The sequence below is a fragment of the Reyranella sp. GW821-FHT12G01 genome, from assembly GCF_058806575.1.
Map to the genome: position 1 here is coordinate 2,126,350 of NZ_JBXAPV010000001.1, position 13,970 is coordinate 2,140,319.

Genomic DNA, 13,970 nt, shown 5'->3' on the forward strand with positions numbered 1-13,970 from the left:
ATGAGGGCGCTTCACGGCCTGCTGTCGGCGCAGGCGGTGGCGTCGCTTCCGGCTTGTGCCGGTTCGGAGCCACCGCAGACGGCGGCGCCGCCGCTCGTCACCTGCTCGCAGGATTGCTATCTGGCACCTCCTTTCTCCGTCTATCCGCCGCTCTCGCGGCAAATGGGAGAGTCCGGCACCGTGCAAATCCTCGTGCTGCTGGACAGGGCGGGGCAGCCGAAGAACGTCGTGATGCGGGCATCGTCGGGGTATCCGGACCTCGACAGGTCGGCGATGGATGCGGTGAACGCCGCGCGGTTTCGGCCCTATACGATCGATGGCAAGGCGCAGTCCGTACGGGTTTTGATCCTATCCGGTTCGCCCTCAGGTAGGCCGTCCCGCATAGTCCGACGATCGCGGGCAACGACTGATGCCGGCGCGCGTTTCCACGGCGCGCACGGAATGCGCCGGGGGACGAATAATGATCGCGAGCCATATCGGACGTAACGCACGCCGCGTCGCGGGCCTGTCCTCGTGAGCGAGGCGCGGGCGTCGCGACTTGGCGAGGGACTTCCTTATCCGCTCGGCGCCACCTGGGATGGGCTCGGCGTCAACTTCGCGCTGTTCTCGGCACACGCGACCAAGGTCGAGCTCTGCCTGTTCGATTCGACGGGCGAGAAGGAGATCGAGCGGATCGTGCTGCCGGAATATACCGACGAGGTCTGGCACGGTTACCTGCCCGATGCGCGGCCGGGCACCATCTACGGCTATCGCGTGCACGGCCCCTACGAACCGGCGGCCGGCCATCGCTTCAATCCCAACAAGCTGCTGCTCGATCCCTATGCCAAACAGATCATCGGCAAGCTGACGTGGAATCCCGCGTTGTTCGGCTACAAGATGGAGTCGGGCGACGACCTGACGTTCGACGATCGCGACAGCGCGCCCTTTACCTACAGAAGCTGCGTCATCGATCCGGCCTTCAGCTGGGGGCGCACGCCCACGCGGCGCACCTCGTGGGAGAACACGATCGTCTACGAAGCCCATGTTCGCGGCTTCACGCAGCGCCATCCCGCCGTGCCGGAGCCGTTACGCGGTACCTACGCCGGCATCGCGTCGGCCGAGATCACGAGCTACCTCGCGTCGCTGGGCGTCAGCGCCGTAGAGCTGCTGCCGGTGCACACCTTCGTCGACGACAGCAACCTGCTCGAGAAGGGGCTGAAGAACTACTGGGGCTACAACACGATTGGCTTCTTCGCCCCGGCCCGTCGCTACGCCGCCAATCCCGATTTCGCCTTCGCCGAGTTCAAGGAGATGGTGGCGCATCTCCACGCCGCCGGGCTCGAGGTGATCCTCGACGTCGTCTACAATCACACCGCCGAAGGCAACCAGTTCGGGCCGACGCTCTGCTTCAAGGGCATCGACAATGCCTCGTATTACCGGCTGGCGCCCGACCGGCGCTACTACATCAACGACACCGGCACCGGGAACACCGTCAACCTCAGCAATTCGCGGGTGCTGCAGCTCGTGATGGACAGCCTGCGCTACTGGGCGACGGACATGCGCATCGACGGCTTCCGCTTCGATCTCGCGACCATCCTCGGTCGCGAGCCGCATGGCTTCGAGGAGGAGGGACGCTTCCTCGATGCCTGCCGCCAGGATCCGCTTCTGTCGGAGGTGAAGCTGATCGCCGAGCCGTGGGACATGGGACCGGGCGGCTACCAGGTCGGCCGCTTCTCGCCGGGTTGGGCCGAATGGAACGACGCCTTCCGCGACACCGTGCGCGCCTACTGGCGCGGCGACGAGGGCAAGCTGCCGCCGATGGCGGCGCGGCTCACCGGGTCGGCCGACCTGTTCGCCAAGCGTGGCCGCAAGCCCTGGGCGTCGGTCAACTTCATCACTGCGCACGATGGTTTCACCCTGGGCGATCTCGTCGCCTACAACGACAAGCACAACGAGGCCAACGGCGAGGACAACAAGGACGGCCACTCGCACAATCTCTCGAACAACTACGGCGCCGAGGGACCGACCGAGGATCGCGAGATCCTGTCGACGCGCCTGCGCCAGATGCGCAACATGCTGTCGACGCTGATCCTGTCGCGCGGCACGCCGATGCTGCTGGGCGGCGACGAGTTCGGTCGCAGCCAGAAGGGCAACAACAACAGCTACTGCCAGGACAACGAGATCTCGTGGGTCGACTGGCAGGGTATCGGGCCGGACGAGCGCGATCTCGCCGAGTTCGTGCGCAAGCTCATCATGATCCGCCACGCGCTGCCGATGCTGCGCCGCGGCCGCTTCCTCACCGGCGCCTTCGACGAGGAGCTGGGCGTCAAGGATGTGAGCTGGCTGACGCCGGCCGGTGAGGAGATGACCGACGACAACTGGAACGACGGCAACGCGCGCTGCCTCGGCATTCTGCTCGACGGCCGCGCCCAGGAGACCGGCATCCGTCGCGTCGGCTCGGACTCGACACTCCTCATCGTCATGAATTCCCACACCGACACGGTGCCGTTCACCCTACCCGAAGCGGTCGGCGGCTCGCGCTGGGTGAGGTTGATAGACACCAGCGATCCCGACGGCGAGCCGCTGGCGCTGCGCGACTTCCGCCAGGCCTACGACGTGCCGGCGCGCTCGCTGCATCTCTTCGTCCTTCAACCCACCCGCACGCCCCAGCGCTCGACGGCCGCCGAACGCTCGTTCCAGCGCGTCGTGCAGGCGATGGACGATGCCTCGACCAAGGCCGTGAAATTCGGGTTCGACTGATCTCTCCCCTCGATCCGGGAGGGGAATACGAAAAGTAAGGACTAGGGATTGAGTGTGAGGGTGTCCGAATACAAGAATTTGTAGTGGTGGATTCTCCCTTGTTGCGCTCGCCGCGCTAAAGGCTGTACGTCCGCGCCCGTTCCTGCCTAGTCTTTGCGACGACGCGAAGTTGGGCTGGAGGGAGAGACGGCCTTGCGTGTCAGACATCCTGTGAACCGGCGCCTGTTCATCGCGCTCGCGGCGAGTGCCGCGGGTGGAATGATGACGCGCGCGCAGGCGCAGGCGATGCCGGTCATCGGCTATCTCGGGTCCGAGTCGAAGGAGCGTTACGCGAGCCGGCTCGAAGCCTTCTTCCAGGGGCTGGCCGAGACCGGCTACGTCGAGGGCCGCACCGTCGCGATCGATTACAAATGGGCCGAGGGCCAGTACGCGCGGCTGCCCGCGCTCGCCAAGGAGCTGGTCGATCGCAACGTGTCGGTCATCGTCGCGGCGGGCGGCGCCGAGGTGGCGCTCGCCGCCAAGGCCGCGACGACGACGATCCCGATCGTGTTCGAGATGGGCGGCGATCCGGTGGCGCTGGGCGTCGTCGGCAGCCTGTCGCGGCCCGGCGGCAATCTCACCGGCGTGTCGAGCCTCAGCGTGGAGGTGTCGCGCAAACGACTGGAATTCCTCCGCGAGCTGCGGCCCGCCACCGATCGCTTCGCCATCGCGATCAATCCGACCAGCCCGACCTCGGCGGCCCAGCTCAAGAACTTGCAGGCCGCGGCCGAGGCGCTGAAGGTGCAGCTCACGGTGCTGAACGCCAGCACCGAGGCGGAGTTCGCCCCGATGTTCACCGCCGTGCGCGAGAGCGGGGCGGGCGGGCTGGTGTTCAGCTCCGATCCCTACTTCGCCTATCGCAGTCCGCAGCTCGCCGCACTCGCGGTGCGCAGCAACGTCGCCACCATGACCCAGTCGCGCGACTTCCCGCTGGCCGGCGGCCTGATGAGCTATGGCGGCGACTTCAGCCAGTCGCATCGCCAGACCGGCCTCTATGCCGGTCGCCTCCTGAAGGGCGAGGCGCCGTCGGACCTGCCGGTGCAGCGCGTTACGAAGGTCGAACTGTTCATCAACCTGAAGGCCGCGGCCAATCTCGGCATTTCCTTCCCGCCATCGTTGTTGGGAAGCGCCGACCGCGTCATCGAATGAGATGAGCGCCGAGCGAAAGCGCACGTCGCTGTTCTGGAAGTATTTCAGCGCGCTGTTCGCCGCGGTCGTGGCGCCGCTGATGATCGCCGGCGGCAGCGAGGCATGGTTCGGCTATCACGACCAGCGCGCGCGGCTGAACGACCTGCTCGATGCCGAGGCGCGGCTGGCGGCGGTGAAGATCCAGGACTTCATCGAGGGTCTGCACGAGCAGATCAGCTGGACGGTGCAGCTCCCCTGGTCGGCCGAGGCCGACGACAAGCACACGCTCGACGCGCTGCGCGTGCTGCGCCAGGCGCCGGCCATCGAGAGCCTGACCCTGGTCGATGCCGCGGGCCGCGAACGCTTGTTCGTCTCGCGCATCGGCCTCAACCGCATCGAGGGCGGCGCCGATCTCTCGGCCGCCGCCGCCGTCGCGGGCGCGCGCGCCGACCGCATCTGGTTCGGTCCGGTGACCTTCCAGAACGGCTCGGAGCCGTTCATGACCATCGCCGTCGCGGGCAATCGCGCGGCGGCCGGCGTGGCGATTGCCGAGGTCAACCTCAAGTTCATCTGGGACGTGGTGCAGGGCATCCGTGTCGGCCGCACCGGCGAGGCTTTCGTGCTCGACCAGCCCGGCCGCCTCGTCGCCCATCCCGACATCAGTCTCGTGCTGCGCGCCGACGAGGCCGCGCAACGCCCGCTGCAGGAATTGCGCGGCGCCATCCTCGCAGGCGCGCCACGGCAGGCGGCCGCCGGCAAGGACCTCGGCGGCAAGACGGTGCTGGCGGCGGTGGCCGCGATCCCCGGCGTCAACTGGAGCGTGATCGTGAAGCAGCCGATCGCCGAGGCCTACGGGCCGATCTACGAGGCGCTCTGGCGGATGGCGGCGCTGCTGGTCGCGGGCGCCGCGCTCGCGGCGGCGTTGGCCTACGGGCTGACGCAGCGCATGATCGAGCCGATCCGCGTGCTGGAGGACGGCGTGGCACGCATCGGCGCCGGCCAGTTCGACCATCGCATCAGCCTCTCGACCAGCGACGAGTTCGAGCGGCTGGCCGATCGCTTCAACGAGATGGCGGGCGAACTGTCGGTGTCGCGCGAGCGCTCCGAACGCATCGGCCGGCTGAAACGCTTCCTGGCGCCGCAGGTGGCCGAGCTGATCGACCGCACCGGCGACGACCATGTACTCGACGGGCGCCGGGTCGAGGTGGTCGTGGTGTTCTGCGATTTGCGCGGCTTCACTTCCTTTTCGGCGCAGGCCGAGCCCGAGGCGATCATTGACGTGCTGCGCGAATATTACGACGCGCTGGAGAAGGTGGTGGCCGCGCACGGCGCGACGCTCGTCAATTTCTTCGGTGATGGCGTGATGGTGCTGCTCAACGCGCCGGTCGCGGTGGAGGAGCCAGCGGTGCGGGCGATCGCCATGTGTGGCGACATGCAGGCGAGCGTCCAGAAGCTGTTGCTGCGCTGGCGCGTCTCCCATCCGCAGCTGGGCTTCGGCGTCGGGCTCGCGATGGGCCCGGCCACGGTCGGCCGCATCGGCTCCGACGGAAGGCTGAACTACACCGCGATCGGGAGCGTCGTGAACCTGGCCTCGCGGCTCTGCTCGAGCGCCGCCGACGCCGAGATCCTGGTCGACGAGGTCGCCGCCGCCGCGATCGGCCCTGCAGCACCGCTGGTCGAACTCGATGCCAGGAACCTCAAGGGGTTCGACCGGCCGGTTCCGATCTTCGTCGTGGGCGACGGGCACGGCGCGCCGCGGACCGACGATTCAGGCCTGTTCCACGACCGGTGGCGCATCAACTGGACGTGACGCAGTGCTTCGCCGGCTATTCCGGCGAAGCTTCCTTGCTGCTCTTCTTGGAGCGGCGGGATTTCTTGGACTTCGAGGCGGGAGCCGGGGCGGTGTCAGGTTCCGGCTCGGCAGCGGGCGCGAGGCTCGCCAGCCTGTCGACGGCCGACTGACGCTCCGTCACCAATCGTTCGCGTTCGCCCTTGAGCTCGGAAATGCGGCGGCTCAGGAACATGCGACGGCGGCGGATCTGGCCCGCCTGGGTGTCGTCGATGCCGGCCTCCAGCGTGACCTTCAGCGCACCGGCTTCGTCCTGAAGCCTGATGATATCCGCTTTGACCTCCACGAGCCGGTCGCTGCAATAATTTCGCGATTGGACGAGGCTTCGGGTGATCTCGTCAGCCATCCCTTTTCCTTTTCCTTACTTCTCAAACACGCCGCAGTTGAACTATGCGCGAAACCGTACGCGAGACCAACAGCGTCTTTTTGCAGTCGATTCCTTTCATGGTGATTACGGAGTCGGCGTCCGCTTGGATGTGCAGCAACATCAGCGAAATATTTGCGCACGCGCCACGCCGATTATTTTTCCAGCGCGGTAAAACTCGTGCGTACACGTACAGCTTGCGGTAGCACGCCACCGGCGATTTCAGGAAAATTGCCGTCCGTCGACTGAAGGAGTCGGGAGGAGTCGCGGCTTTTGCGGGCGCCGGGCGATGCGGTAGACATTGCAGCGATGGCTTCGTCCGACGCTTCGACCTTTGTCCGCCGGCGGCTGCTGCGCCGCATCGCCTATGTGCGCCGCAACCGCTGTGGCGTCCTGCTGGGCGGGCTGCTCATCTTCATCCTGGTCCAGCCGCTGGTGTCGGGCTCGGCAATCGGGGGCATGTTCCTGGCCTTTGGCATGCTGGGCATCCTGCTGCTGGGCCTGTGGGCGCTGCACGTGCACCGCCGCTACCTGCTGCTGACCGGCATCCTGGCGCTGCTCGCCTTCCAGGGCATTGCAGCCGACCGGATGGGCCTGCATTGGCTGCGGCCCACGACCTTGATGCTGATGGTGGCCTTCATGGGCGCCATCACCGCCTCGCTGCTGCGCTACGTGCTCGACTGGCATCCGATTACCACCGACAAGGTGTTTGGCGCCGTCGCGGCCTACCTGCTGATCGCCTTTACCTTCGCCTGCATCTTTGGCCTGCTGCAGGAGATCCAGCCCGGTGCGTTCAACGCCTCGGTGGGCAGCGCCGACCGGCTCGACTGGCCGGCGATGATGTACTTTTCCGTGACCGTGCTCACCTCGACCGGCTTCGGCGAGATCACGCCAGCCAGCCCCATGGCGCGCTCGCTGATCGTGGTCGAGCAGGTGCTGGGTGTGATGTACGTCGCCTTCCTGATCGCGCGCCTCGCCAACCGCTACGGCGTGCGCGGCCATCGCGGGGATTTCTAGGCGAGCCGGTACTGCCGCTGGAAGAACGCCGAGTGCAGCCCGCCGGCCGGGGGCCGGGCTGCGATGTGCTGCGTGACCTGGGAATTCTCCCCGCTGTTGCCGGCAACCATCAGCACGACGTGGTTGAGCGGGATCGTCTTCAGCGTCTGTCGCGCCAGCAGCTCGTCGAAGACCTGTTCCGGCTCGCCCTCGGGAACGCTGATCCAGTAGCGCAGCGCCTTGAGCCGGCTTTGCGTCGCCTCGTCGTGCCGGCGGTAGTCGCCGGTGATGTAGTGCGTCGCCAGCGTCTCGATGCGGGCGATGCAGATCGGTTCGCCGGCCGCCGCCGGATCCTCGGCGCTATGGTCGGTGTGCAGCCCGTGCGGCGTCGGCACCGTGAAGCGGCCGTAGGCGTAATGGCCCTTGCGATAGCGCGCCCCGGGGACGAGCGCGCCCATCAGGGTGTCGACATCCTCGTCGAACAGGCGCGCGAACCCGGCCATCGGATCGGTCGTGCGGCCATCGACGAACCGGTCGGCCAGCCACTTCGCGTCGGTCTGCACCGTCTCGATGTCGTCGAACTGCAGCGCGTGCTCGAAGATCGCCTTGCAGGCGGCGTCGCCGAACCGCGCGATCGGCAGGGGAAGGCGGGTCTGCGCGTCACGATCGTTAAAGCGTGCGTGCAGCCCTTCGAGCAGGGACCACTGCTCCGGGGTGAACGGCACCGGCTCCAGAATCTTCAGGTGAGGCTGCAGGGCCGTCCAGGCCTGCCGAAAGGATGTCATGGATACCGTCCGGATCGCTCTTGAGGAGATGATCGGGCGCAAGGCCCTTGGCAGCAAGCCCCGCGGTTCGCGCTGCGCTTGGTGCTGGTGGGGCTGGCGCCGGTATCGACCGGCCGGATTGAACAGAAGTCGGAACCAATTTCCTTCACGTCACTTGACGCTGCTGTGACAATCTTCGATCCAGAACTGGAACGTCTCAAGCGCGCCGAACAGGATGCTCACGATCGTTTCCTGCGCCTGCAGGGCTTCGACGATCCGGACGTCGTGAGGGTCGCCAATGAGCTTTGGCAGAAAGCCGCTCTCGAGCTGCGCATCCATCTGGAGCAGGCAAGGCCTCGACCCTAAGACGCGCGCTCACTTCGAGAAGGCCGCGCGGAAGTGGCCGTCAATCAGTCGTTCGTATTCGATCTCGCACACGCCGTAAGACCCCGAGGCCAGCGAGATGAGGCCCGACCGATCGGTCACATGAAGATGCTCGCGGGTCGACCGGATGAGCTTGTGGCCTTCTAGCTCGTGCAGCGCTTCGGTGATGCCCTGGCGCCGGACACCGAGCATCAGCGAGATGAAGGCGTGCGTGACCTTAAGATCGTTGCTGGAGGAGCGGTCGTGCGACATCAGGATCCAGCGCGCCACGCGCTCCTCGATCGAGGCATGGCTGTTGGTCAGGGCGGTCTGGCTGGCCTGGACCGCGAACACATGGGCATAGCGCAGCAGCAAGGCCCGCAAGGTGAGGCTTCGCTTCAGCGCCGCCGCGAGCACGGTGGCTGACAGGCAGACCGCCGTCCCCGCCGATTGGACCAAAGTCTGATTGGCCGCGTGTCCCGCATGGAGCAACAGGGCGAGGCCGGTCATGCCATCGTTACCCACGACGCCGATGCCGATCTCGCGTCCCGGCGAGTGCGCGACCACGGCCGCCAGGCCGGTCTCGATGAAGAACGCCCGTTCCGTCGGCTGGCCACTCTCTTCCAGGACGTGACCGCGATGGAGGGTGGCGAAGCTAAGGGAAGGCCTCAGGAGCTTCTTGTCGGGGGTCGACAGGGCGCGCAGGAGCCGATTGCTCGCGAAAAAGTCCGGGGGCGCTGCGGTCATCGCACTTCCTCTTGGGCGAGGAACGGACGGATAGCCCTAAGGCCCAAGACCTAGGCAGCGACAGTACGCTTTAGATGCGCCTGCGTTGACCCCTTGGCAACGTCTAAGGAACCTAGTCGAGTTGCGCCAGCGCCTGCCGGATCTGCTTCTCGGCCGAGGGCCAGCGGCGGATGGCGTCCTCGGGCTTCAGCACCTCGGTCTCGAGCGCCGACTTCACATGGACGAGCTCGCCGTCCTCGTTCACCTCGAGCGTTCCCTCGATGCCGCTGACCGCGATTTGTCGGGCCATGTCGTGCCTCCTGATGATTGTTCGGAGGTACTACGCACGCCTGTGCGAAGTGTTGCAGTTCGTGCGTCAACGTACGGTCCCGCACCATGCGTGAAGGAACCCGGGATGTGGCATTCACAGGCCGTCCATATGCACCAATGCCCCTGAAATCGTAGGACTTGGCATCGATGCTGCGGGTGCGTTATCACCTCCCGCATGACGGACCCCGCCGACGTGACACGCCATACTCTTTGTCAGCGCATCCATCGCTTCGTGCTGGTCCTTGAACGCTACAAGCGCAATCCCAACCGCCGGGAGGCCTATCATGTCCTCTCGGCAATCGATTGCGTGAAGGAGGAGCGTTTCGCGGCCGGGCTCGATGCCATTCGCGCGGCCGAGCATGTCGATCCGATCCCCGATGGCGTGGTGCTGATGCGCGGCCTGCACGACGAGATTTCCGTCACGGAATTGCGCGAGGCGCTCCGCAAGACGGTGCGGGCGACGGCGGACAATCCGGACACCTGAGAGAGGCCGGGACCCTTGAGGCTCCGTCTTTCCGCATTGATCCTCGCCGGGCTGGTGGCGGCCAGCACGCCGCTTGCCGCTCAAGCGCCGATAGACCGGCTGGGTGGGCAGAGTTTCATCCTCACCGCCAATGACGACAAATGCGCCAGCCTGGTCACGGCGGAGCTGGCTCTGCGACTGATGAAGCGCGTAAAGGCTGCGGCGGCGGGGGAGCCGGCGCCGCTTGCCGTCAACGTCCAATGCGGTGGGGAGGAGCCACGGTTCGAGGCCGCGATCTCGATCGCCGATGCCTCGGGGGCGGTGCTCTACAAGGCGTCCGGCCGCACCGGCGCGGGCTTCAAGGGCACGCAGGCCAACTTCATCGGCTCGGTGATTCAGAATATTTTCGTGCCCCAGTAAAAAACTTTGCAACTTTTCGGGTCGGCGGCCGTTTAATCCAAGCCGGCTCCCACACACCGCCGGTGGTCGCGCTCCCGCGTGCGACCCGAGGTGAGTTGTTTCCTCCCCAAGGAATCCCAAGGCAACACACCGCATAACTGCCCGCTCCCCCAAGCGGGCAGTTTTCTTTTGGAGGATAGCCTTGTTACCAGCCCTTCTTACCGGTGGAGGCGAGCATGGACTGGAAGAGGGCGGCGGCCTGTTCCTCCGGAGTCATCTTGGACAGGCGCTTGAGGGCATCGGCGGCGTCGGCCGACTGCTTATCGGCTTGGACCTTTTTGCCTTCCCCGGATTTGGGTGGAACCGACAGGCCCGCGTCCAGCGCGGGGCGCGGTTTGGCTGGTCGGGCTTTGGGCTTATCCGGTGCGTTCATCGATCGTCCCCCCAATGTCCTCGTTTTATCACAAGGCCGACGCAACCGCCTCGACTAAGTCCCGTTGCCGAGCGGGATCGTTGCGTCCGGAGACAGCGTACATGCCGAACAACTTCAACTCTTCGATCGGCGCGGAACTCGCGTCGCTTCGCGCCTTGGGCGCCGTGCGCCGCCGTCTTTCGGCGCGGGACCGGCTGAACCGCGAACGCCGCGAGTCGGTGGTTCCCGGTGGCACACCGCCGGAAGTGGTGCCTGCGGAAGATTACGCGGCTGACTGAACATCGACTGTCCGATAGCGGACGCTGAAGGCTCAGGGAGAACATATGGCGTTGCGGAAGAAGCTGACGAACAACAAGGCCGTGCGCTCTAGATCCGCGAAAAGCGGTCACCGGCTCAGATAAGGAGGGGACATGGCGCGCATCGCCTGGACCGATCTCGGCAACAAGCCCGGCTCCGCATTCCTGATCGTCGCAGAGATCGCGGCCGATTTCGGCGGCGGCCCGCGTCCCGACGATCCTTTCGACACGGCGCGGTTGCGCTTCGCCGCCAACCTCATGGTGCGCACCTGCACCCAATCCAAGCTTGCTGGCAACTTTGCGGTCCAGCCCTTGCGCGATGAGGGCGCGCTGCTGATCCATTGCGCCGTGACCGAGCCCGCCGACTTCGCCCGACTGTGCGCGGTGGTGGGTGGCGACGATGTGGAAGCTTCGCTATGGCGCGGCCGTCGCCGCTTCCTGCTCGACGAAGCGCAACACGATGCCCTGCTCGCCATTGCCGGTCCGCCCGATTCGCGCGGCGCCGGTCGTCGTGCCCGCGCTGCGAAGGAGCGCGAGGCAGAGGACCGCTATCACTGGGGCCGCATCTGACCGGAGACCTGGGGGTTGCAACTTAAGCCAACGATCGCCGTTGGCCTCTCGCAGCCTGCGACATTATCCCCGTCGCCTTCCTCCCCCAAGGTTGCCGCCTGTGCCCGCTCTGCCCGCCGTGGAGCAGGCATTTTCTTGGGCGATCACTTGGTGCCTGGTTCGCGGGTCACTTCGATGAGCGCCTGACGCAAGTCGGCGAGGCTGTGGCAGACCTGTTCGAGTGCGAGCCGCGTGGTGCGTCGCCCGATTGCGTCGTCACGAGCTGTCTTGAGCGTATGGGCAAGCTGGTCGGCATGGGCGCGGACCAGGTTGGTGAGGCCTCTGATATACGGTCGGTTGATCTGCGGGCGGTTGTCCGGCTTGATCGCGTAGGCGGCGAGGGCGATCACGAGCGCTTCGCGTGTTGCGGGATTTTCGCCGTCCTTCAACGCGGCATGACAGGCCGCTTCGAGCAGTTCCACTTGGGTCAAAAGCTCGAGTGCCATCACGTCTTTCCTGTCGACTTGCACTCTACATTAATTGCGGGACATGAAAGGGCCGCGGCCGGGTCTGTCCGCAACCGGACACCAATTCGTCGCCGGTTCCCTGACACCGACGCCATTTATCTTTCGGAAGCGTGCGAAACTTCTCTTATCGACACTGCGTTTTCACCGGGAGAGACGAAAGTGAGAAGAGCGAGCGACGTGTCGAAGTCCGGTATTGAGCGCCTGTCGGAAATCCGCGTTGCTTGCGAGAAACGCCCGCCGTATTCGAGCGGGCGTTTCTTTGGTCGTTTTTGCACACCGGCATGCAAGCGCGGTGTTCATGCTGCCTGACACGCTGGCCAACCTGATCAGTCGCGCCGAGCATTTTCTCGACGAAATGGAACGGCGCGGGCGCGCCCTCGATGTCGAGGAAGGCGAACGGCTTGCCGAGCTGCTCGTGCACATCGGCGCCGACAGGCTCGACGATGCCGCGGATGCGATGCGCCGGCTGGAGCTTCTTCTCGCCGCTCACGTGCGCATGAAAGGACGCAAGGCGCCGTCCGACATGCCGACTGTCACCGAATATCGCGCCCTGCTGAAACTCGTTCGCAACGGCTGACGCTTTCGGCTGCAAATTCAGGCGTGCTGACTGTCCGATTTGGGACATTCTGCAACGGGCTTTAATACTTTTGCGCGATCATGCTGACGAAATGCAACGCAGCACTTGAGAGTGCATGCCGTCGAATCTACATTGCAAGCAATGCGCAAGAGATCGGTCACAATCGACGGTCACCGCACCAGTATCTCTCTGGAAGATGCTTTCTGGAGTGAGCTCATCATTCTTTCGCGTAGCCGTCGCATGTCGTTGAACGCCCTGGTGGCGGAGATCGACCATGGACGCACTGCCGACGGAGTTAATCTGTCGAGTGCGTTGCGCCTGCACGTGCTGCGCGAGTTGGTGAAGCAACGCGACGGCACATCGGACGCCACCGCACTCCACGGCGGCCATGAGTTCTCGGGGCACCGCCGCGTCGACCCTGACTCGACCGACTGACAATTGCAGACGGAACGCTGCCTGCCCACGGGTTGGGGTACGTCGGCACCGTGAAATTTCGGTTCTTACACCTCCGTTCCAACTCCACCGGATTTATGTTTCGTCGGCTTCCGCCTTTGTCGGGAGTCGTACAGACAGGGACCTGCGTGATCCTCCAGATCACCAGCCTGTGATCGCGGATATCGCACTCTGAGCGCGATTTAGAGCAACCAACCTTTGGTCCTGGCGTTTATTTCCGGGGTATCGGGAGAAGGGGAGTGATGAGCGGGCCGTCGAACTTGCCGCCGCAACCGGCGCCGCCCGGTATTGATCCGCAAGTCTGGATGCTTCTCGCCGCTTATGCGCGCCGCACGCGGGTCGGTGCAGGCCATAAGGTGCGCACCGTTGGCGGCGGCGATCCGGCCCTGGTCTTCTTCCCGATCAGCCTTCTCCTGAGCTTCGTATCGCCCCAGAGCGGCGTCGAGATCCTGAGCTTGGGCGCCGGCGGGATGAGCGTGCCCGACCTCATGCTGGGACCCGACGCGTTGCCGCTCGACACCATCGTCACCATCGAGGGCGAGGCATGGTCGATCCAGACGAGCGCGCTGCGCCAGCTCGCGGCCGAACAGTCGATCCTGCATGAGGCGATGCTTGCGCAGTGCCGCTCGGCGCTGCGCGAGGCGACACGCCACGCCGACCTTCGCGCGAAGTCGTTGCAGATCGCGAACCTCGCCCGTTGGCTCAGCCGCACCGTCGCGGTGACCGGCAAGACGAGCTTCAGCGTGACGCACGAGACGCTGGCCGGCCTGCTCGGCGCGCGCCGCACCGCCGTCACCGAGGGCCTGGCCTATCTGGCCGACCGCCGCTTCCTCCAGCTCGGCCGCCGCTGGATCACCATCGTAGACACCGAAGGCCTCGCCCGGCAGGGCTGCGCGAGTCGCGGCCTGCAGGCCGCGCAGTAATCCTGGTCGAACACTCCGGAGCGTCAGGCACGCGCCGGCATTTCCGGTGCGT

Annotated in this window: 18 protein-coding genes and 1 pseudogene; 13 read left to right on the forward strand and 6 right to left on the reverse strand. The window is 65.6% G+C overall.

The annotated features are described in order from the left end of the window. The 4 genes from AC1RP5_RS10135 to AC1RP5_RS10150 all read left to right on the forward strand — a co-directional run bounded on the left by AC1RP5_RS10135 (position 1) and on the right by AC1RP5_RS10150 (position 5,716). Complete coding sequence (locus AC1RP5_RS10135) at positions 1 to 486, forward strand: energy transducer TonB (RefSeq protein WP_493110518.1); 486 nt, start codon at positions 1 to 3, stop codon at positions 484 to 486. 27 nt (positions 487 to 513) lie between these two features. After that, complete coding sequence (gene glgX / locus AC1RP5_RS10140; RefSeq protein ID WP_493110519.1) at positions 514 to 2,739, forward strand: glycogen debranching protein GlgX; 2,226 nt, start codon at positions 514 to 516, stop codon at positions 2,737 to 2,739. A gap of 210 nt (positions 2,740 to 2,949) precedes the next feature. After that, on the forward strand, positions 2,950 to 3,927 hold the full coding sequence (locus tag AC1RP5_RS10145) for an ABC transporter substrate-binding protein (protein WP_493113333.1): 978 nt from the start codon (positions 2,950 to 2,952) through the stop codon (positions 3,925 to 3,927). A gap of 1 nt (position 3,928) precedes the next feature. After that, on the forward strand, positions 3,929 to 5,716 hold the full coding sequence (locus AC1RP5_RS10150) for a cache domain-containing protein (protein ID WP_493110520.1): 1,788 nt from the start codon (positions 3,929 to 3,931) through the stop codon (positions 5,714 to 5,716). A gap of 16 nt (positions 5,717 to 5,732) precedes the next feature. Here AC1RP5_RS10150 and AC1RP5_RS10155 read toward each other — a convergent pair whose 3' ends face one another. Beyond that, a complete protein-coding gene (locus AC1RP5_RS10155) occupies positions 5,733 to 6,101 on the reverse strand; it encodes a hypothetical protein (RefSeq protein WP_493110521.1) in 369 nt (122 codons plus the stop codon). A 327-nt stretch (positions 6,102 to 6,428) separates the two neighbouring features. Here AC1RP5_RS10155 and AC1RP5_RS10160 point away from each other — a divergent pair, with 327 nt between their 5' ends. Beyond that, on the forward strand, positions 6,429 to 7,136 hold the full coding sequence (locus tag AC1RP5_RS10160; RefSeq protein WP_493110522.1) for a potassium channel family protein: 708 nt from the start codon (positions 6,429 to 6,431) through the stop codon (positions 7,134 to 7,136). On the opposite strand, the gene AC1RP5_RS10165 is transcribed toward AC1RP5_RS10160, so the two are convergent. Continuing rightward, positions 7,133 to 7,900, reverse strand: a complete 768-nt coding sequence (locus tag AC1RP5_RS10165; protein WP_493110523.1) for a hypothetical protein — start codon at positions 7,898 to 7,900, stop codon at positions 7,133 to 7,135. The genes AC1RP5_RS10160 and AC1RP5_RS10165 overlap by 4 nt on opposite strands. Before the next feature lie 81 nt (positions 7,901 to 7,981). Between AC1RP5_RS10165 and AC1RP5_RS10170 the strand changes: the two genes are divergently transcribed. Continuing rightward, positions 7,982 to 8,245, forward strand: coding sequence for a hypothetical protein (locus AC1RP5_RS10170; protein ID WP_493110524.1), 264 nt, complete (start codon positions 7,982 to 7,984; stop codon positions 8,243 to 8,245). 9 nt (positions 8,246 to 8,254) lie between these two features. Here the strand turns inward: AC1RP5_RS10170 and AC1RP5_RS10175 are convergent, their stop codons facing one another. Then, positions 8,255 to 8,989 (reverse strand): Crp/Fnr family transcriptional regulator, encoded by a 735-nt coding sequence (locus AC1RP5_RS10175; RefSeq protein ID WP_493110525.1) that lies wholly within the window; start codon positions 8,987 to 8,989, stop codon positions 8,255 to 8,257. Between the two features lie 112 nt (positions 8,990 to 9,101). Continuing rightward, on the reverse strand, positions 9,102 to 9,278 hold the full coding sequence (locus AC1RP5_RS10180; RefSeq protein WP_493110526.1) for a hypothetical protein: 177 nt from the start codon (positions 9,276 to 9,278) through the stop codon (positions 9,102 to 9,104). 213 nt (positions 9,279 to 9,491) lie between these two features. On the opposite strand from AC1RP5_RS10180, the gene AC1RP5_RS10185 reads away from it, so the two are divergent. Next, a complete protein-coding gene (locus AC1RP5_RS10185) occupies positions 9,492 to 9,782 on the forward strand; it encodes a hypothetical protein (RefSeq protein ID WP_493110527.1) in 291 nt (96 codons plus the stop codon). A 15-nt stretch (positions 9,783 to 9,797) separates the two neighbouring features. Then, positions 9,798 to 10,181, forward strand: coding sequence for a hypothetical protein (locus AC1RP5_RS10190; protein ID WP_493110528.1), 384 nt, complete (start codon positions 9,798 to 9,800; stop codon positions 10,179 to 10,181). Positions 10,182 to 10,365: 184 nt separating this feature from the next. Here AC1RP5_RS10190 and AC1RP5_RS10195 read toward each other — a convergent pair whose 3' ends face one another. Continuing rightward, complete coding sequence (locus AC1RP5_RS10195; RefSeq protein WP_493110529.1) at positions 10,366 to 10,593, reverse strand: hypothetical protein; 228 nt, start codon at positions 10,591 to 10,593, stop codon at positions 10,366 to 10,368. 101 nt (positions 10,594 to 10,694) lie between these two features. Between AC1RP5_RS10195 and AC1RP5_RS10200 the strand changes: the two genes are divergently transcribed. Together AC1RP5_RS10200 and AC1RP5_RS10205 are read left to right on the forward strand one after the other, a co-directional pair. Next, positions 10,695 to 10,871 carry a hypothetical protein gene (locus AC1RP5_RS10200; protein WP_493110530.1) on the forward strand — a complete coding sequence of 59 codons (177 nt, stop codon included), beginning with the start codon at positions 10,695 to 10,697 and terminating at the stop codon, positions 10,869 to 10,871. A 132-nt stretch (positions 10,872 to 11,003) separates the two neighbouring features. After that, positions 11,004 to 11,459: a hypothetical protein gene (locus AC1RP5_RS10205; RefSeq protein WP_493110532.1), complete on the forward strand. Its 456-nt coding sequence runs from the start codon at positions 11,004 to 11,006 to the stop codon at positions 11,457 to 11,459. A gap of 143 nt (positions 11,460 to 11,602) precedes the next feature. Here AC1RP5_RS10205 and AC1RP5_RS10210 read toward each other — a convergent pair whose 3' ends face one another. Next, positions 11,603 to 11,944 carry a hypothetical protein gene (locus AC1RP5_RS10210; RefSeq protein WP_493110534.1) on the reverse strand — a complete coding sequence of 114 codons (342 nt, stop codon included), beginning with the start codon at positions 11,942 to 11,944 and terminating at the stop codon, positions 11,603 to 11,605. A gap of 214 nt (positions 11,945 to 12,158) precedes the next feature. Here AC1RP5_RS10210 and AC1RP5_RS10215 point away from each other — a divergent pair, with 214 nt between their 5' ends. From AC1RP5_RS10215 to AC1RP5_RS10225, 3 genes and pseudogenes are all read left to right on the forward strand, one after another. Beyond that, complete coding sequence (locus tag AC1RP5_RS10215) at positions 12,159 to 12,542, forward strand: hypothetical protein (protein ID WP_493110536.1); 384 nt, start codon at positions 12,159 to 12,161, stop codon at positions 12,540 to 12,542. 141 nt (positions 12,543 to 12,683) lie between these two features. Beyond that, positions 12,684 to 12,881, forward strand: a pseudogene (locus AC1RP5_RS10220) (ribbon-helix-helix domain-containing protein); the annotation flags it as partial. A 419-nt stretch (positions 12,882 to 13,300) separates the two neighbouring features. Next, the gene (locus AC1RP5_RS10225; protein ID WP_493110537.1) at positions 13,301 to 13,918 is read left to right on the forward strand and encodes a Crp/Fnr family transcriptional regulator; all 618 of its coding nucleotides are present in this window, start codon (positions 13,301 to 13,303) and stop codon (positions 13,916 to 13,918) included. Positions 13,919 to 13,970: the final 52 nt, after the last annotated feature.